16 protein-coding genes, 2 tRNA genes and 1 pseudogene are annotated in these 18,404 nt (G+C 64.2%); 8 read left to right on the top strand and 11 right to left on the bottom strand.

Features of this window, described 5'->3' with window-relative positions:
- Nucleotides 1-20: 20 nt before the first annotated feature.
- On the top strand, nucleotides 21-2,255 hold the full coding sequence (locus ACRHIG_RS22500; protein ID WP_489627969.1) for a TonB-dependent siderophore receptor: 2,235 nt from the start codon (nucleotides 21-23) through the stop codon (nucleotides 2,253-2,255).
- Nucleotides 2,256-2,445: 190 nt separating this feature from the next.
- Entirely contained in the window at nucleotides 2,446-4,254 is a 1,809-nt protein-coding gene (locus tag ACRHIG_RS22505) for a carbohydrate binding domain-containing protein (protein ID WP_489627970.1), read from the top strand.
- Between the two features lie 3 nt (nucleotides 4,255-4,257).
- On the opposite strand, the gene ACRHIG_RS22510 is transcribed toward ACRHIG_RS22505, so the two are convergent.
- Complete coding sequence (locus ACRHIG_RS22510) at nucleotides 4,258-5,016, bottom strand: nucleotidyltransferase domain-containing protein (RefSeq protein WP_489627971.1); 759 nt, start codon at nucleotides 5,014-5,016, stop codon at nucleotides 4,258-4,260.
- 95 nt (nucleotides 5,017-5,111) lie between these two features.
- On the opposite strand from ACRHIG_RS22510, the gene ACRHIG_RS22515 reads away from it, so the two are divergent.
- The gene (locus ACRHIG_RS22515) at nucleotides 5,112-5,678 is read left to right on the top strand and encodes a methylated-DNA--[protein]-cysteine S-methyltransferase (RefSeq protein WP_475416190.1); all 567 of its coding nucleotides are present in this window, start codon (nucleotides 5,112-5,114) and stop codon (nucleotides 5,676-5,678) included.
- A gap of 58 nt (nucleotides 5,679-5,736) precedes the next feature.
- The gene (locus tag ACRHIG_RS22520) at nucleotides 5,737-6,111 is read left to right on the top strand and encodes a DUF1294 domain-containing protein (RefSeq protein WP_475416191.1); all 375 of its coding nucleotides are present in this window, start codon (nucleotides 5,737-5,739) and stop codon (nucleotides 6,109-6,111) included.
- Between the two features lie 2 nt (nucleotides 6,112-6,113).
- Here the strand turns inward: ACRHIG_RS22520 and ACRHIG_RS22525 are convergent, their stop codons facing one another.
- On the bottom strand, nucleotides 6,114-6,833 hold the full coding sequence (locus ACRHIG_RS22525) for a hypothetical protein (RefSeq protein WP_489627972.1): 720 nt from the start codon (nucleotides 6,831-6,833) through the stop codon (nucleotides 6,114-6,116).
- Between the two features lie 165 nt (nucleotides 6,834-6,998).
- On the opposite strand from ACRHIG_RS22525, the gene ACRHIG_RS22530 reads away from it, so the two are divergent.
- Entirely contained in the window at nucleotides 6,999-7,190 is a 192-nt protein-coding gene (locus ACRHIG_RS22530; protein WP_475416193.1) for a hypothetical protein, read from the top strand.
- Nucleotides 7,191-7,355: 165 nt separating this feature from the next.
- On the opposite strand, the gene cydX is transcribed toward ACRHIG_RS22530, so the two are convergent.
- The 5 genes and pseudogenes from cydX to cydD form a co-directional block, all read right to left on the bottom strand.
- The gene (gene cydX, locus ACRHIG_RS22535) at nucleotides 7,356-7,481 is read right to left on the bottom strand and encodes a cytochrome bd-I oxidase subunit CydX (protein WP_092712907.1); all 126 of its coding nucleotides are present in this window, start codon (nucleotides 7,479-7,481) and stop codon (nucleotides 7,356-7,358) included.
- A 22-nt stretch (nucleotides 7,482-7,503) separates the two neighbouring features.
- Nucleotides 7,504-8,658 (bottom strand): cytochrome d ubiquinol oxidase subunit II, encoded by a 1,155-nt coding sequence (cydB, locus tag ACRHIG_RS22540; protein ID WP_489627973.1) that lies wholly within the window; start codon nucleotides 8,656-8,658, stop codon nucleotides 7,504-7,506.
- Nucleotides 8,659-8,671: 13 nt separating this feature from the next.
- Entirely contained in the window at nucleotides 8,672-10,249 is a 1,578-nt protein-coding gene (locus tag ACRHIG_RS22545; RefSeq protein WP_489627974.1) for a cytochrome ubiquinol oxidase subunit I, read from the bottom strand.
- Between the two features lie 134 nt (nucleotides 10,250-10,383).
- Nucleotides 10,384-12,064, bottom strand: a pseudogene (locus tag ACRHIG_RS22550) (amino acid ABC transporter ATP-binding/permease protein).
- Nucleotides 12,061-13,749 carry a thiol reductant ABC exporter subunit CydD gene (cydD, locus tag ACRHIG_RS22555; RefSeq protein WP_489627975.1) on the bottom strand — a complete coding sequence of 563 codons (1,689 nt, stop codon included), beginning with the start codon at nucleotides 13,747-13,749 and terminating at the stop codon, nucleotides 12,061-12,063. Before cydD ends, ACRHIG_RS22550 begins: the two are co-directional and overlap by 4 nt.
- Nucleotides 13,750-13,886: 137 nt before the next feature.
- On the opposite strand from cydD, the gene ACRHIG_RS22560 reads away from it, so the two are divergent.
- The 3 genes from ACRHIG_RS22560 to ACRHIG_RS22570 all read left to right on the top strand — a co-directional run bounded on the left by ACRHIG_RS22560 (nucleotide 13,887) and on the right by ACRHIG_RS22570 (nucleotide 15,665).
- A complete protein-coding gene (locus ACRHIG_RS22560) occupies nucleotides 13,887-14,438 on the top strand; it encodes a GbsR/MarR family transcriptional regulator (protein WP_175444744.1) in 552 nt (183 codons plus the stop codon).
- Nucleotides 14,439-14,750: 312 nt separating this feature from the next.
- Complete coding sequence (locus ACRHIG_RS22565; RefSeq protein ID WP_475416198.1) at nucleotides 14,751-15,317, top strand: PEP-CTERM sorting domain-containing protein; 567 nt, start codon at nucleotides 14,751-14,753, stop codon at nucleotides 15,315-15,317.
- A 168-nt stretch (nucleotides 15,318-15,485) separates the two neighbouring features.
- Nucleotides 15,486-15,665, top strand: coding sequence for a hypothetical protein (locus tag ACRHIG_RS22570; protein WP_489627976.1), 180 nt, complete (start codon nucleotides 15,486-15,488; stop codon nucleotides 15,663-15,665).
- An 81-nt stretch (nucleotides 15,666-15,746) separates the two neighbouring features.
- Here ACRHIG_RS22570 and ACRHIG_RS22575 read toward each other — a convergent pair.
- The 4 genes from ACRHIG_RS22575 to folP form a co-directional block, all read right to left on the bottom strand.
- Nucleotides 15,747-15,820: transfer RNA gene (locus ACRHIG_RS22575), tRNA-Arg, on the bottom strand.
- Between the two features lie 94 nt (nucleotides 15,821-15,914).
- A tRNA-Pro gene (locus tag ACRHIG_RS22580) sits at nucleotides 15,915-15,991 on the bottom strand.
- 135 nt (nucleotides 15,992-16,126) lie between these two features.
- Entirely contained in the window at nucleotides 16,127-17,464 is a 1,338-nt protein-coding gene (gene glmM / locus ACRHIG_RS22585; RefSeq protein WP_489627977.1) for a phosphoglucosamine mutase, read from the bottom strand.
- A gap of 38 nt (nucleotides 17,465-17,502) precedes the next feature.
- Complete coding sequence (gene folP / locus ACRHIG_RS22590) at nucleotides 17,503-18,336, bottom strand: dihydropteroate synthase (protein ID WP_475416201.1); 834 nt, start codon at nucleotides 18,334-18,336, stop codon at nucleotides 17,503-17,505.
- Between the last annotated feature and the right edge of the window lie 68 nt (nucleotides 18,337-18,404).

Below are 18,404 nucleotides of genomic sequence, written 5' to 3' on the forward strand. Positions count from 1 at the left end.
AAAAATACACCAGGAAAATAATGCAATCGACCACCGTCCTCTCTTCTTCGCGCCTGCCCGCCTTGCGCCCCCTGCCCCATCTACTACACATCAGTCTGCTCACCCTTGCCGCTGGCGTGGCCCTGCCCGCACTGGCCGCCGACGCCGCCCCGGCTGACGTGACCATGCCCGCCGTCACCGTGCTGGGCCAGTCAATGGCCACCACGGAAGGCACGCAGTCGTACACGGCTGGCGAAGCCCGCAGCGCCACGCGCATGGACCTGTCGCTGCGCGAGACGCCGCAGTCGGTCAGCGTCATCACGCGCCAGCTGCTCGACGACCTGGGCGCCGTGCGGCTGGACCAGGCGCTGGCGCAGACGACGGGCATCCAGGTGGGCCAGAACGACACGGAGCGCACGACGTTTTATGCGCGCGGCTTCGGCATCAACAATATCCAGATCGACGGCATGGCGCGCGGCGGCAATGCGCCGCTGCAAGACACGATTTTGTACGACCGCATCGAGGTCGTGCGCGGCGCCACCGGCCTGATGGGTGGCACGGGCGACCCGTCGGCCACCATCAACATGATACGCAAGCGGCCGGGGAAGGAATTCCAGGCCAGCGCCGGTCTCATCATGGGACGCTGGGATGACCAGAGGATCGAGGCCGACCTCTCCACGCCGCTGAACGCCGATGGCAGCGTGCGCGCGCGCACGGCCCTGGCCTGGCAAAAACGCGATTCCTACCTGGACATGTATCACGAACGCAAGACGGTCGGCATGCTCATCGTCGAGGCGGACGTGCGCCCCGGCACCCTGCTGACGGCGGGCGTCGACTTCCAGGACAACAAGCCCACGGGCGCCACCTGGGGCGCCGTGCCCTACTGGAATGCGGATGGCAGCCTGGCGAACTTGCCGCGCAACACCAGCCTCACGACGCCATGGAGCACCTGGGCCAACAAGCAGCACACCATCTTCACCTCGCTGGACCAGCACCTGCCCGGCAACTGGAATCTGCATCTCGGTTATGCGCGCACGGAAAGCACGAACCGCACCACCGTCGCCTATGCGGGCGCGGGTCATCCCGACCCGGCCACGGGCGAAGGCATGCGTCTGTGGACGGGGGCGTATGGCGCCGGCAAGAATACGGGCGACAATTTCGACGTCTACGCCAGCGGCCCCTTCACCTTGCTGGGGCGCAAGCATACGGCCATCGCCGGCTGGAACGGCGGCAACCAGCGCGCCCGCTCGCTGGGCGGCGAGGCGGAAATCAATTACCCGAACTTCGTCCCCGATTACCGCAGCTGGACGGGCAACATTCCCCGCCCCGTGTTTCATCCGGACGGCTCGCACACGGAAACCGTGACGCGCCTGGCGGGCGGCTACGTGGCCACGCGCTTGAGCCTGGCCGACCCGCTGCACCTGATCATCGGCGCGCGCAGCAGCACTTACCGCACGGATACGCGCAACTACGATACGCGGGGCGTGCACACGGACAATAGCGACTTTGCCGAAACGCGCAATGAAGTCACGCCCTACGTGGGCGCCGTGTTCGATATCAACAAGCAATATTCCGCGTATGCCAGCTTCACGCAGCTGTTCAACCCGCAAACGAGCAAGGACCGCAACAACAAGTTCCTGCCGCCGGAAACGGGCGACAATGCGGAACTGGGTATCAAGGGCGAATTTTATGAGGGCAAGCTGAATGCGTCGGCCGCCCTGTTCCACACGAAGAAAAAGAACCTGGCGGAACTCGACCGCAGCGTGCCGCCCGGCTTCCTGCTGCCCGACGGCGGCCAGGCCATGGTGGCCAATGGCAAGGGCGTGACGGCCAAGGGCGTGGAATTCGATGTCTCCGGCCAGTTGTCTCCCGCCTGGGAAGCGAGCGGCGGCTATACCTATCTGCACGCGGCCGAGGCCGATGGCCGCCGCGCCGCCACCACGCAGCCGCGCCATTTGCTGCGCCTGGCCACCAGCTACCGCTTCGACGGCCGCCTGGCTGGCCTGAGGGCGGGCGCCAGCATGACGGCGCAAAGCGCCACCTACAGCGAATCGTGGTACGGCCGTCCGCCATCGGGAACCATCACCAACATCCCGCAAGCGGGCTATACACTGGTCAACGCCATGGCCAGCTATGCCATCAACCGCCACGCCAGCGTACAGCTGAACGTGAATAACTTGCTCGATAAAAAGTACTACCGCAACGTGGGCTTCTTCGACGGCGTCTTCTGGGGCGAACCGCGCAACATCAGCCTGGCCGTGCGCACGGCGTTTTAAAGAATCGTAGCAGCATCGCCGGCACGGCGGATGCGGCCCTGTCCGCCGTGCCCGCCGTGTCTTGAATGGCAATGGCTTGCGCGATAGCGCATGCATTGATATGGAATAGAAATAGCCGGCAATCATCCTGCAGACGTGCCCACGTTGATAATTTTTTGATATTATCAAAAATTTAAAACAGGGATATCTGATGAAGATGAAAGAGACGATTATCTGGACGGCGCTGGCGACGTTATGCGCCAGCGTACTGCCCCTGGTTTCCGCAAACGGGGCGACGCCACCTTGCACGAACTGCTTTGAAAAACGCTGGATTTATTACGGCGGCAATATTACGGCGGCAGCTTCCACAGCTGATGCCAGTTTCAACAAAGTCATCGAACTGATACATCTGGCCAAGGCAGAAGGCTATAACGGCATCGCGCTCAATGCGGGTGGCAGCGGGTCCTATGTAGCCATGCTCAATCCCGCCACGGCGGCCAGATATCCGAATTACTTCCCCAATTTCGCCCTGGTGCTACAAGCGGCCAAGGATAACGGCATCGAATTGATACCGGTCGGCGGCGGTCCGGAAGTCCCCGTTAGCGCCGCGCCCGACTTGATCGAGGCCTTGCCGACCATCGATACGCCGTTCATCGTGCAAGGCAGGCGCGCGGTGCCTGTCGGCATGTCGGTCATCGACGATCCCGGTTTTGAAAACAACAGCCCGGCATGGGAATTGTTTGAAAAAACGGTAGGCAACAGCGTTGTCGACAATACGGTCGCGCACACGGGCCAGCGCTCGATTAAATTCAGCAAGGCTGGGGACAGCAATATGGCCCGTCTGCACCGCAAGTTAAACAATTTGCGCCCGAATACCGCCTACCGCGCATCGTTCTGGGTCAAGACTGAAGACTATCATCCCGATGCCGCCTTCAGGATACAAATTACCGACCCCACGGCAAAGGCCCCCATGTACTCGAATGCCAGCGCCGGGCTGGGATGGGGTACGCAGAATGGCGCCTGGAATGGCAGCGGCAACACGCTGGCCAGCACGCAGGATTGGAAACAATATAATCTGGACTTCAATACGGGGAACAATCCCCTGACATATTTGTACATAGGCAGCTGGAAGGCGAATCTGCTGCAGGCCGGGACCGTCTGGCTCGATGATCTGGAAATCAAACAGATCGGCCTGGCCCATACGATACGGCGCAATCCCGCGACCTTGCCCGTCACGGTCAAGTCGGAAGACGGCAGCATCACATATGTGGAATCGCTCGATTATGTCGTCGACACGGAAGCGCTAAGCCTTCCCGCGCAAAGCAGCATCGGCGAAGGTGCCCTCCTGCGCGTATCGGCCTATCAGTCGGCGCAGAACATGACGGCCATGTGGGGTACGCCGGCCAGCGCCTGCTATCAGAAATTCTTCGATATCCAGAAACAATATTACGACAATATCCACGGTCTGCTCGACGCCCCGACAAAATTCTTCCTCTACTATGATGAAAATCGGGTGCTCAACTGGGATCCTGCCTGCGGCAACATCACAGCCGGCAAATACCTGGCGAACATGATCGAGAAACACCAGGAAACCCTGCTGCAAGCGTATCCGAATCTGGAACTGTATGTGTGGAATGACATGTTCGATCCGAAGATGAACGCCATTCCGAAATACTGGGCCGTCAACGGCGACCTCAGCAACTCATGGCTAGGCTTGAAAGCGACGACGATCATCGTCAACTGGAGCGATGAAGGAACCGCCAAGCGCAAGGCATCGCTGGAATTCTTCCATGGCCTCGGGCATCGGCAAATGATCGCCGGCTATTATGACGACCGCGCCCTCGAAACCGGCAATGTGCATTCCTGGATGGAGGCGCTGGCGCAGGCGGAAAGCAATGGCGTGACGGGCGTCAACGGCTTCATGTACACGGCCTGGCGCGGCAATGCCGGCTATGCCGACGTGAAAGCCGTCGCCGACTACATCAAGCAGCATTATCCGCAGCGCTGGCCACAGCAGTAAGACTCATCCCCGTTCGCAGCGCCAGTGCGCGGGCGCCGGCAGGGTAAAGCCGTCGAGCAAGGGACCGCCCACGGGCGCCAGCACGGCGGCGGCGACTTGCCCGAACGCGCGCTGGCCGGCCGGCAAGTCGCCGGCGGCCAGGCGCAGCGCGCCGTCGAGCTGTCCGGCGATCGCGGGATCGACCGCCTGCAGGCGGCGGAACAGGTGCTTGCCGCCGCCGCTCCATTGCCCCGCCGCGCGCAAGTGCAGGTCGGCCAGCGCTTGGTACAGCTGGCAAGCGACGGCCAGCGCCTCGCCCGGGTGCGTGCTGTCGACCAGGTCTTCCAGCGCGGTGGTGATGGCGTAGCGCCGGCGCTGCAGGTTTTCCGCGTCGAGCACGGGCGGCCCGGCCGTGACGAAGGCGTGCGCCAGCGCGTGCAGCTGCGCGTAGGCGTCGCCGGCGGCGACGATGTTTTCCCCTTCGACGACCATCATCGCCAGCGGCACCGTGCCGCCGGGCGCATCCATTTCCTTGCAAAAATACGTGAACGTGGCCACGTCGTGCGCGAACAGTTCCACCGTGCGCCCCTCGGCCACGATGGTATCGCGCCAGGCGCAATCGACGTGCTCGAACAGCAGCAGCAAATCGATATCGGAAGTAGGCGTTTGCCGGCCCGTGGCGAACGAGCCGCCGATGATGGCCGCCACGGCCGTGGGATAGCGTTCGCGTACCAGCCGCTGGGCAATGGCGCGGATGGTCTCGTAGGTGGGGATCGTCGTCAAAGCCGGTGCTCCATGTCGATAAAACACTATCCTACACGCAATACGCAGGCTGCCGCCATCCTGCTACACTGGCGCCATCTGACCGAGGAACGAACATGGAATACGACTGCATCGTGGTGCCCTCGCCCGTGGGCGAACTGACCCTGGTGGCGCGCGGGGAAGCCCTGGCCGCCATCCTGTGGGAAAACGACAAGCCGAACCGCGTGCGCCTGGGCGCGCTGCGCGTCGATGACGGTTGCGCCGTGCTGCAGGAAACGGCGCGCCAGCTGGATGAATATTTTGCCGGCACGCGCCAGCATTTTGAGGTGCCGCTCGATTTTGCCGGCACGCCATTCCAGCAGGAAGTGTGGCGCGCACTGCTGACGATACCGTACGGCCAGACGCGCAGCTATGGCGAGATCGCGCGCCAGATCGGCCGTCCCGCCGCCGTGCGCGCCGTGGGCGCCGCCAACGGCAAGAATCCCATTTCCATCATCGCCCCCTGCCACCGCGTCGTCGGCGCCACGGGCGAGCTGACGGGCTTTGCGGGCGGCCTGCATGCCAAGGAAACCCTGTTGGCGCTGGAAGGCATTTCCCTGTCCAGCGACCGCGAAGCGCTGAAGACGGGCCACGCCCGCAGGCGCGCCGTGCACATCGATACGGCGCAAGGCTGTTTATTTTAGGCGGCGGCATCGCTCCCCGTGTGGGATACTCACGCCCTCGTTCAAGCCACCACATCCTATGCCCTACCTTGTCATCGTGTTTTTTGTCGTCCTGTATCTGCTGGCCACGTTCTTTTTCCACATTCCCGTCCTGGTCGCCCTCGCATATGGCGTGCTGAGCCTCAGCTGTTTCGTTGCCTATGCGATCGACAAGTCGGCCGCAAAAGGGGGCCGCTGGCGCACCCCGGAGCGCACCTTGCTGCTGCTGGGGCTGCTGTGCGGCTGGCCGGGCGCCGTGCTGGCCCAGCAATGGCTGCGCCACAAGTCGAGCAAGCGCTCGTTCCGCATCGTGTTCTGGATCACGGTCGCCCTCAATATCGGCGCTTTCGTGTATTTCAGCATGCATTACGCGGCGCCCGATATCGGCACGGACGTCGCGCCCATCGAGTTATAAGGTCACTCGCCCAGCAGGCGCAGCGATTCCAGCCAGTCCGCCTTCCACTCGCGCAGCAACGGTTGCGTGGCGAAGGCCTTTTTCAGGTGCGCCATCGGCACGCGGTGCACGTCGTGCAAGCCGAACGCCAGGGTCACCGGATGCCACAAATGGCTGTTCTTGCCGCCGCGCGAATTCTTGCGCACGCGCGCGCCATCGTCGCCGAAGATGCCCACGCCGCTGGCGAGTCCCTGGTCCAGGTCGACCTTGCCCACGCCGGCAAAGGCGGTCAAAATCTGCTCGCGCCCCAGGCCTTTCAAGGCGCTGGGCAAGACCACGAGCGCCTTGTCCGACTCCGCTTCGGCCGGCGGCGGATGCTGGAGTTCCTTGAGCAAACGCAAGAGATCGCGCTCCTGGAAGTGCAGGCCGCCCAGCGGCACGCGCAGTCCCGGCGCCTTGAGTTCGATGGCAATGTTACTGGAGTCGCGCGTAAAACGCAGCCACACGTCGCCGGCGCCCGAGGCCAGGTGCTGCTTGTCCTCGATGAACACGACGGGCGCCGCATAGCGCGTCACGCCGTCATGGAACAGCTCGCTCCACTGCTCGCTGTAATCGAGCCAGACGTACGGCAAGCCGCCCTGCTCGAGCAGGCGCGCCAGGGTCCACGGGGTGCCCGTCTGTTGCGCCAGCCAGGCGCAGGCGTCAAAGGCGGTGGCGCGGTATGGCAGGGAGATGGAAGTCATGGCGGTTCCGTAGCTAAAAGTGGAGCGCAGTGTAGCAGACGCCGCCATCCGCTCCTGCGGCAGGCGCATCCGGCGCGCCATTCCTGCGCGATGTGCTAGGCTGGATGCATCAGTCCGCGCCAAGGCCACCCCGGCCCCATGGCGCACCACCGCGAGGGGAATATCATGCATTCCAGCACCAACGCCGCCACCACGCCCGCCCCGCCACCGGAGCGCGATTCGCCCACGCCGGCCAGCGAAAGCCATGCCGAGGAAGCGCTCGATGAAGCGCTGAAGGAAAGCTTTCCGGCCAGCGACCCGATCGCCATTGCCGTGCCGAAACCTGCGCCCAAGACGCCCGCCAGTAGGTCGGCTTAGTCCGCAGGGCGTAAGCCGACACAGGCGCCGCCGGCTGCGCCTGTCGGATGACGCGTTCCGCTCATCCGACCTACCTCTCATGTTGCTTGCATAAAGCAAAATGCCCCGCCGGGCGGCAATGGCAAAACCATTGCACCGGGCGGGGCAGATCAAATTCAGGCGCGACTAGTTCGGCGTGTCGCGGTACTGCTCGGGCGTCGTGTCGCCATCGGCGATTTCATACCACATCGCGTTGAGCACGGCGAAAGTCGCCGCCAGCGGAAGTCCCAGTATCCAGGCAAAATACCACATAGTTATATCCTTTCGTTGATTCTTAGTAGGCGTGACCGCTGTCGTCTTTGATTGCTTTTTCATCAACCTTGCCCCACAGCACTTTATACACCCACGTCGTGTACGCCACGATGAGGGGAATGAAGACGGCGGTGACGACCAGCATGATGAACAGGGTCATGTGGCTGGACGAGGAATCCCACACGGTCAGGCTGGCGCGCGGGTCGATCGACGATGGCAGGATGAACGGGAACATGGCCGCGCCCACGCTGAGGATGATGCCGGCGATGCTGGCCGCGCTGGCCAGCAAGGCGGGCACTTCGCGGCGCGCGCGCAGCAAGCCGAACGCCAGCAAGGGGCCCAGCAAACCCAGCGCTGGGGCGATCCAGGTCCACGGATGGGCGGCAAAGTTGAGGAACCAGGCGCCCACGTGCACCTGCGCCGTTTTCAGCAGCGGGTTCGACGGGCCATCGACGACGACGGCGCTGGTGACGCGGTAGCCATCGACCCACAGCCACAGGGCCACGCCGGCCAGCGCATACAGCACGACCGTGGCGATTGCCGCCACGCTGCCGTAGCGGCGCGAACGTTCCGCCACGGCACCGTCCGTTTTCACTTGCAGCCAGGTGGCGCCATGCATCACCAGCATGGCCACCGAGACGAGGCCGCACAGCAGCGCGAACGGATTGAGCAAAGCAAAGAACGTGCCGTCATAGAAGATATGCATGTCCGGCGAGAAACGGAACGGTACGCCCTGCAGCACGTTGCCGATGGCTACGCCGCAGATCAGGGCCGGCACGAAGCCGCCCACGAACAGGGCCGCGTCCCAGCGGGCGCGCCAGCGGGGGTCTTCGCGCTTGCTGCGGAATTTGAAGGCCACGGGACGCACGATCAGCGCCACGAGGATGACGAACATGGCCAGGTAAAAGCCCGAGAACGAGACGGCGTACAGCTGCGGCCAGGCGGCAAAGATGGCGCCGCCGCCGAGGATCAGCCACACCTGGTTGCCTTCCCATACGGGACCGATGCTGTTGATGATGACGCGGCGCTCGAGGTCCGTCTTCCCGGCGAACGGCAGCAGGATGCCCGTGCCCAGGTCGAAGCCGTCCGTGATGGCAAAGCCCACCAGCAGGATGCCGATCAGCAGCCACCAGATCAGGCGCAGGGTTTCATACGAAATCATTTCATGCAAAATCATGGTCTGGCCCTCCTCAGGCGCGTTGAGTATGAATGGCTGCGGCCGCTGGCACGGGAGCCCGCGGCGTCTCTTCCGGCCCCTTGCGGATGGCCTTGAGCATGAGCTTCATCTCGATAATCAACAGCACGGTGTAGATGGCGGCAAAGCCGGCGATGGTAATCAGGAGCGTCGACGCCCCCAGGTTGGAGACTGCCACGGCCGTTGGCAGCACGCCTTCGATGACCCACGGCTGGCGGCCCACTTCGGCCACGATCCAGCCCGCCTCGATGGCCACCCACGGCAACGGGATGGCGAACACGGCCAGCTTCAGCAGCCAGCGGTGCTTGTCCAGGGTGCGGCGCGTCGACAGGATGAAGAAGGTGCCGGTCAACAAGATAAAGAACATGCCCAGGCCCACCATCACGCGGAAGGACCAGAACAGGGGCCCCACGGGCGGCACGGTGTCGAGCGCTGCCTGGCGGATCTGCTCGGGCGTGGCCTGGCGCGGATCGTCGACATAGCGTTTCAGCAGCAAGGCATAGCCCATGGACTGGCCTTTCGACTCGAACATGTCTTTCGCCTCTTGCGGCACAGGCGCACCTGGCGCCACGCTGCGGATGGTTTGCAGCGCGTCATACGCCTTGATGCCATCCTGGATCAGCAGTTCGCCGCGGTCGACCAATTGCTCGATGCCGGGAATTTCCGTCGTCAGCGAACGCGTGCCGATCAAGCCCATCACCATCGGGATGTGCACGGCGTAATGCGTCTCGCGCGCTTTCGCGTCGGGAAAGCCGATGGCCGTGAAGGCGGCGGGCGCCGGCTCCGTGGTCCACATGGCTTCGATCGCGGCCAGCTTCATCTTTTGATGTTCGGACGACAGGTAGCCGCTTTCATCGCCCAGCACCACCACCGACAAGGTGGCGGCCAGGCCGAACGAGGCGGCCACCGTCATCGAGCGCTTGGCCAGCTGCACATGGCGGCCCTTCAGCAGATACCAGGCGGAAATACCCAGCACGAAGATGGCCGCCGCCGTATAGCCGGCCGACACCGTATGCACGAATTTCGCCTGTGCCACGGGGTTCGTCAGCACGGCGCCGAAATCCGTCACTTCCATGCGCATGGTCTGCGGATTGAAGGCCGCGCCGACGGGATTTTGCATCCAGCCGTTGGCGATCAAAATCCACAGGGCCGAGAAGTTCGAGCCGATGGCCACCAGCCAGGTGGTGACCAGGTGGCCCCGCTTCGACAGCTTGTCCCAGCCGAAGAAGAACAGGCCGACGAAGGTCGCTTCCAGGAAGAAAGCCATCAAGCCCTCGATGGCCAGCGGCGCGCCGAAAATGTCGCCCACGTAATGGCTGTAATAGCTCCAGTTCATGCCGAACTGGAATTCCATGACGACGCCCGTCGCCACGCCCATGGCGAAGTTAATGCCGAACAAGACACCCCAGAACTTGGTCATGTCGCGCCAGATGGGGCGGTTCGTCATCACATAGACCGTCTCCATGATGGCGAGGATCACTGACAGGCCTATCGTCAGCGGAACGAAAATAAAGTGGTACAGAGCTGTCAGCGCGAACTGCAGTCTGGATAAAGCGACAATATCGAAGTCCATATGATTTCCTTGGTATTTCCCTACTGTGTGTAAACTTGGTATCTCTTGGTATCTATCTGATGCAATCCGATTGCTTCCGCCGCCTTCAGGCTGGCGTGCGGCACCGCCTGTGTCTCCAGTCCTTCCTTGATCCCTTAATCTGCGCGCAGGCCCGCCAGCGCCACCTCGAAGGCTGGCGTGCCACGGCGCGCCTCGCCGACGATACGGCCGTCGCGCAGGCTGACGAGCCGGTCCGCCAGTGCCGCTTCGCGCCGCAAGTGGGTGGCGATCAGCAAGCTGCGCCCTTCGCTGCGCGCGCGCAGGCGCTGCAGGACATCGATCGCCGTCTGCGCATTGAGCGCTTCCGTCGCCTCGTCCAGCAGCCACAAGGTCGATGCGTGCAGGAACAGCCGCGCCAGCGCCAATCTGCGGGCCTGGCCGCCGGACAAGCCCAGCCCCCTCGCCCAGCAGGGTGTCCAGGCCGCCCGCGAAGGCACGCACCTCGTCATCCAGGCCGGCCGCCTGCAGGGCCGCCCACAGCTGCGCGTCGCTGGCGGACGGGTCGGCCAGGCGCAGGTTGTCGCGCAAGCTGTCCTGGAACAGTTCCGTCTTCTGCGTGAACAGGCAGGCGCGCGGCGCGCTGACGCTCCCCGACAGGGGCGCCAGCTCGCGCGCGGCGATGGCCAGCAAGGTGGACTTGCCCGCGCCGCTGGGGCCGATCAAGGCCACGCGCTCACCCTCGCCGATGTGCAGCGATACGTCATGCAAGATGGCGACACGGCTGCCCGCATGCGCGGCGCTGACCTGCTCCAGGCGCAAGCCCGGTGCGCTGTCAGCCGGCGGCGCGGCGGCCTCCGGAGCATCCAGGCGCGGAGCCAGGCGGCGCATGGCCAGCAGCATGCGCCCCGCTTCCAGCGCGCCGCGGCGCAGTCCCGCAAACGGTTCCACGGCCGTCAGGGCGATCAGCAAGGCCAGGGCCGCCAGCGGAACACTCATCGTTTGCTGTTCGACCAGCGCGGCCACGGCCAGCAGCACCCCTGCCAGGGTCGCGCTGCCCGCCACGCCGTACGCGGCGCCGGCCGCCGTCTCCAGGCGCAGCAGGGCGACATCGGCCTGCGCCAGCGAGGCGTCGATGCGCGCCAGCGCGGCGCAGTGGGCGCCGATGCGGCCGGCCATCACCAGGTCCGTCTGGCCGGCCACCAGGTCGATGGTGCCGGAGCGCAGCTTTTCGATGGCGCGTGTACGCACGATGGCGGGACGGCGGGCGCGCTGCGCCACGACCCAGCTGATGCCGCCGCCGGCGGCCAGCAGCCACGCGGCCAGGCCCAGGCCCAGCTGCCACCGCATCGCGCCCAGCGCCACGCCGGCCAGCAGGGCCGCGCACAGTGCCGTGAAGGCGGGCACCAGCAGGCGCAGGTACAGCGATTCGAGCGCGTCGATATCGGCCGTCAGGCGGAACAGCAGCTTGGCGGGCTGGCGCAGCAGGCGGCTGGCCGCTTCCGGGCGCGACCAGCCGCGAAACAGTTGCACGCGGATACTGGCCAGCGCGGCGAACGTGGCGTCGTGCGTGACGAGGCGCTCCGCATAGCGCGAGCCCGTGCGGCCGATGGCCAGCAGGCGGATGCCGGCGGACGGGCCGAAGACGTCGAACAGGATGGCCGTCGAGGCATGCAGGCCGGCGATCGAGGTGGCCGTGATGAACCAGCCGGACAAGCCCAGCAAGGCCATGCCGGCCACGGCCGTCAGGGCCGCCAGCATGGCACCGCCGACCAGCTTGCGGGGCTGGGCCAGCAGCAATTGCCACAGGACGGGATGCGATATCAGGGATGTTTTCATGCGCGCGCCTCCTCCTTCTGCGTCGCCGCATCGACCCGCACCGTGCGCTGCAGCCGGCCAGCCAGCACGGGGTCGTGCGTGGCGACAAGCATGGTCTTGCCTTTTGCCAGGGCCAGCAAGGCGTCCGTGACGCGCGCCGCCGTTTCGCTGTCCAGGTGGGCCGTCGGTTCATCGACCAGCAGCAAGTCCGCATGCGGATGCAGGGCCACGCGGGCCAGCGCCAGGCGCACGGCCTCGCCGCCGGACAGGCCCTGGCCGCCATCGCTGAGCATGACGGCCGGCTGCGCCTGCGCCACGCTGGCCAGGTCGGCCAGGTGCAGCGCCTGCGTCACGTGCGCGGCCTGCGCCCCTGCGCGGCCCAGGGTCACGTTCTGGCTGACGGACGCGGCAAACACGTGCGGACGCTGGCCCATCCACGCCATGCGCTGGCGCAAGGTATTCACGGTGTTGTCGCTCAGGCGCACACCGCCGATGCGGAGCTCGCCGCCGCTGGCGGGCAGCAAGCCGGCCAGCAAGGACAGCAAGGTGGTCTTGCCCGCGCCGCTGGCGCCCAGCAGGGCCACGTGTTCGCCCGCGCGCACGCTCAAGTCGAAGCCGTCGAACACGGGCGCTTCGCCGGGATGGGCAAAGCGCAGTTGATGGATGTCAATGGCGGGCGGCGGCGCCACCGCCATGGCGGCGGCGGAGACGGCAGCCACTTCCGCACCGAAGCCAGGCAGGGGCACGCCCTCGCCCGCCAGGTCGTGCAGTCCGGCCAGGCCTGCCTCGCCGGCCGCCTTGTCGTGCCAGACGGCGGCCAGTTCGCGCAGCGGCTCGAAGAACGCGGGCGCCAGCAGCAGGATGAACAAGCCCTGCCCCAGGCTCAGTTCGCGGCCCCAGGTGCCGAAATCGAGACTGCCCAGCAGGGAGAAGCCGATGAACGCTGCCACCATGGCCACGCCCAGCGCGGAAAACAGTTCCAGCACGGCGGACGACAAAAAGGCGATGCGCAGCACCACCATCGTGCGCCGGCGCACGGATTGCGACGAGGCGTCCAGCCGCGCGGCCGTGGCATCGACGGCATCGAGCGCGCGCAAGGTGGCCAGGCCGCGCAGGCGGTCCAGCAGGAAGGCGTTCATGCCGCCCATTTCCACCATCTGCGCGCGGCTGGCCGCTTGCGCGCCCATGCCCACGAGGGCCATGAAGACGGGAATCAGGGGCGCGGCGATGAGCAGGATCAGGGCGGCCGTCCACGACAGCGGCGTCACGGCGGCGAGGATGACGAGCGGCACGAGCATGACTTTCCAGCGCGCCGGCTTGTAGCGCACCAGATACGGCACGATGGCTTCGGCCTGCTCGGCGATGACGCTGGCCGCCTGGCCCGACTGCGCGCGCCGGCGGTCCAGCGGCGAACGGCGCGCCAGCGCCTGCGCCACTTGCCCGCGCAAGGTGGACAGGTGCGCGCGCGCCGCCGCATACATGCGCCGCGCGCCCCACGCTTCGCAGCCGGCGCGCAGCACGCCCAGCAGCAGCACGCCGGCGGCCGGCCACAGGGCCGCGCGCCACGGTGCGCCATCGAGCATGGCTTGCACGGCCCAGGCCAGCAAGGCCGCTTGCGGCAGCCACAGCAAGGCGGCGCCGCCTTGCGCCAGGCTGGCGGCACGGGGAAGAATAAAGCGGGGCAAGGACAGTGGCGAGGTCGTCATCTTATACTTTTTGAGTTTTCAGAATTTTCTGTAAATTCGATTTTTTGTATAATACTGCGAAACATGACATATATCAATTGACCCTGGCGGTTTGGCGTGAAAAAATTCAGATAATTATGAAAACTCAAAATATCCAAATGACGCCGCTGATCCTGACCTTCGTCAGCCATTTCGGCGAGATGGGCAGCCGCTGGGGCTTTAACCGCACGGTGGGGCAAGTGTACGCCTTGTTGTTTGTCGCGGAGCATCCTTTACACGCGGATGAAATCGCGGAACACCTGAGTTTCTCGCGCTCGAACGTGAGCATCGGCCTGAAGGAATTGCAGGGCTGGGGCTTGATCCGCCAGTCGCGCATTCCCGGCGACCGGCGCGAATATTTTTCTTCGCTGGGCGATGTGTGGCAAATCTTCCGCGTGGTGGCCGCCGAGCGCCGCCGCCGCGAGGTGGCCCCCACCCTGACGGTGCTGCGCGAAGCGCTGCTGGCGCCGGCCACGGAACCGGTGGATCAATATGCGCAGGAGCGCATGCGCGAAATGTATGAACTGGTCGACCTGGCCAACACCTGGTTCGACGACTTGCAGCGCCTGTCGCCCGAATCGATGGCGCAACTGATGAAAATGGGCGCCAAGGTACAAAAGCTGCTCAACGCCAAGGATCGCCTGTTTGGCGTCAGCAACAACAGCGACTGAAACCCGCCTCCCCTCTCCCAAGCAAGGACGTCGTTAGCACAAGCTGGCGCGCCTTGTCACGCCATTTCCTCCTGCCATGTTGGCTATCGCTGGCACAGCCGTACATAGCCGTATGCGATGTTGTCAACTGAACCAATAGTATTATTTAAATTGTATTAATTTACATCAAGAGTAAGCTTGCATTTGCGTACTCAGTACGCGCAGGAAGTAGCTAAAAAGATAGCTAAAAACGGGCAATGGGATGACTTCCACGGCAGGCAGGGACGCATCCCTACACGATGAAGCAACTGTCTCAAGCACAAGGGGATTTTCATGAAAAGCATAAAGAGCATTGCCGTCAAGGCATCCATGCTGGCCGCAATGACTGTACTGGCAAGTGCGGCGCAAGCGGCCACCTGGGTCGATGTGGGGCCGGCCAGCGGTTTCGTCATCGCCGGCAGCACCGTCACCTATTCGCCATCGCCGGCATTGGAGGTGAAATATTATGACGATAATCTGGTGCCGCAGAGCCCCTCGGACATCCAGGGCTATATCAATGGCGTGTTCGGCAGCAGCCTGGGCGCCGCCGTTTCATATTGCGACAGCGCCACGTCGGGCTGCACTGCCGGCACCACGGCGGGCTTGAGCGGCGGGGTCAATTCCTATACGAGCGCGGCCGCCTATGACTATCTGGCCATCCATTTCGGCCAGGGCGAACTGGTATTCCACTGGGCCGCACCCGTGGCTGCCGGCACCACCTTCACGATCGAGGGCCTGCCCAAGGATCTGAGCAACTACAGGGCCTTCATTTCCGCCGTGCCGGAGCCTGGAACCTATGCCATGCTGCTCGCCGGCCTGGGCCTGCTGGGCTTCATGGCACGCCGCCGCCAGGGAAAGTAAGCATCATCAAAGCCTCATGACGGCAGCGGTGCACCGTGCCCGCTGCCGCTTTCAATGCCAGCCGCATCTTTACGCCGCGTTTGCGGCGCCAGGTCCACTGTTTACACCATTTTTAGATCCCCTCGCTATGCTCGACGGCATCAACTGCTGATCGACGAGGGAGAGCTCATGCACGAACAACCGTTTCGACCACGCGCGCGCAGCGTGATCCGCCAGCACCTGCCCGTGCGGGAACGGCTGCGCCTGGCCCGGCTGGCCAACAAGAAAATGGGAGCGGTAATCTCTGCGCTGCTGTGCGCGGCGCCGCTGCTGTACTTGCTGAGCGTGGTGCTGTTTGCGCAGCCGTGACACGGCCTGCAGGCAAACGATGAACAGAGATGAAGAAGGATGGCAATGCGACAGCTTGTCGACTGCATGACCAGCAAGGACTGGTCCGCCCAGAGGAATCGAACCCCCATTCACGGTTTAGAAGACCGTTGTCCTATCCGTTGAACGATGGGCGGAAAGGTGCAGCATTTTAGTCTATGCGCGCCAGCAATGCCAAGGCGTCGCAGAATAGAAAACGGGCTGTCATTTCTGACAGCCCGCTTATGACTTTGGTCGGAGTACAAGGATTCGAACCTTGGACCCCCTGGTCCCAAACCAGGTGCGCTACCGGGCTGCGCCACACTCCGAAGACAAGATAATAACGCCTCCCCACAATTTCGTCAATTGCCATAGACGAATTAGGTGGAAATAACTATCGCTCCCGCTTGGGTGCTTGCTGAAAACGTTCAGGGCAAGGCAGTACAACGCCGCCCTGGGCGTTTTCAGCTGGCGACCTTGTCGGCGATGCGGCGCGCCATGCTCTCGGCCTTCTCCTTGTCTTTCGCCTCGACCATCACGCGGATCAGCGGCTCGGTGCCCGAAGCGCGGATCAGCACGCGGCCCGTGTCGCCCAGTTCGGCCTCGACCAGCTCTTTCTCGGCCACCATGGCGGCATTTTTCTGCCAGTCGAAACCGGGCGCCACGCGCAGGTTGATCAGGGTTTGCGGGAACAGCACCAGTTCGGCCAGGCATTGCTGCAGGCTCTGGCCGCTGCGCTTGAGCGCGGACAACACTTGCAGCGCGGAGACGATGCCGTCGCCCGTCGTGTGGCGGTCCAGGCACAGCAGATGGCCGGAACCCTCGCCGCCCAGTATCCAGCCCTTTTCCTTCATGACTTCCAGCACGTAGCGGTCGCCCACCTTGGCGCGCGCAAAACCGATGCCCTGCTGCTTGAACAGCACTTCCAGCGCCATATTCGTCATCAGGGTACCCACGGCGCCGGCCACGGGGCCCGTCGCCAGGCGGTCCTTGACCATAACGTACAACAACTCGTCGCCGTTATACAAGCGGCCCGTGGCGTCGCACATGATCAGGCGGTCGGCGTCGCCATCGAGGGCGATGCCCAGGTCCGCGCCGTGCTCGACGACGGCTTCGGCCATGGCCTTGGTCGCCGTGGCGCCAAAGCCCGCGTTGATGTTGAAGCCATCGGGCTTGTTGCCGATGGCGATGACTTCCGCCCCCAGCTCATGGAAGACGTGCGGCGCGATATGGTAGGCGGCGCCATGCGCGCAATCGACGACGATCTTCAGGCCGCGCAAGTCCAGCTCGTTCGGGAAGGTGCCCTTGCAAAATTCGATGTAGCGGCCTTGGGCATCGTCGAGGCGCTTGGCGCGGCCCAGCTTTTCCGACGCCACGCAAGCCATGGGCTCGTCGAGCGCCGCTTCGATTTCCAGTTCCACGCTGTCGGGCAGTTTGGTGCCCTGGCCGGAAAAGAACTTGATGCCATTGTCATGGTAGGGATTGTGCGAGGCGGAAATAACCACCCCGGCCGACAGGCGCAACGCCCGCGTCAGGTAGGCGATCGCCGGCGTCGGCATGGGGCCGGCCAGCATCACGTCCACGCCGGCGGCCGACAGGCCCGCTTCCAGCGCCGCTTCCAGCATGTAGCCGGAAATGCGCGTGTCCTTGCCGATCAGCACAGTCGGGCGCGCCTTGCCGCCCTGCGACTTGGCCAGCACCTTGCCGGCCGCATAGCCGAGGCGCATGACGAAGTCGGGGGTGATCGGAGCCGTGCCCACCAGGCCGCGGATGCCATCGGTGCCAAAATATTTACGCGTCATAAATTTCTCTTTTGTTGTTTATAATGAATCTTACAGCTTCAGTGCGCCATGCGCCAGACCTTCAGGGCATCGACGGTTTCGGCTACATCATGCACACGAATAATTTCTGCGCCTTGCGCTACCGCAGCAAGCGCACCGGCAACACTGCCGGCCAGGCGCTGCTCGACGGGACGACCCGTCACGGCGCCGATCATCGACTTGCGCGACAGGCCCGCCAGCACGGGCAGGTCCAGTTCGCTGCGCAGCTGGCGCGTGGCGCGCAATAAAGCATAGTTCTGTTCCACCGTCTTGCCGAAACCAAAGCCGGGATCGACGCACAGGCGTTCGCGGGCGATGCCGGCCGCCGTCATGGTGTCGATGCGTTCGCGCAGGAAATCGATGACTTCGCGCACCACGTCCTCGTATTGCGGCCGGTCCTGCATGGTTTGCGGCACGCTTTGCATGTGCATGATGCACAGCGCGCAGTCGCTGTCCTGTACGGCAGCGATGGCGCCTGGCGCGCGGAAACCGTTGATGTCGTTGATCATGTCGGCGCCCGCCAGGATGGCTTCGCGCATCACTTCCGGCTTGTACGTGTCGACGGACAGGGGCTTGCCGCAGTCGCGCAAGGCGTACAGCACCGGCATGACGCGCTGCAACTCATCGTGCAACGGCAGCGGCGGCGCGCCGGGGCGGCTCGATTCGCCGCCGATATCGATGATGTCTGCACCGTCGAGTATCATCTGCTCGGCGCGCGAGAGGGCAAATTCCAGGTGCTGGTACTGGCCCGCATCGGAAAAGGAGTCGGGCGTGATGTTCAGGATGCCCATCACCAGCGCCTGCGCGCCGGACAGGTTGAAGCCGAAACGGCCGAATTGCAAATAGTGTCGCATGTGAATCTTTGTAGTCGTCAGGAAAAACTGCGGCGGCAACGAAAAAGGGCAAGGATTGCTCCTTACCC

The sequence above is a fragment of the Janthinobacterium sp. C22 genome (genome assembly GCF_057919405.1).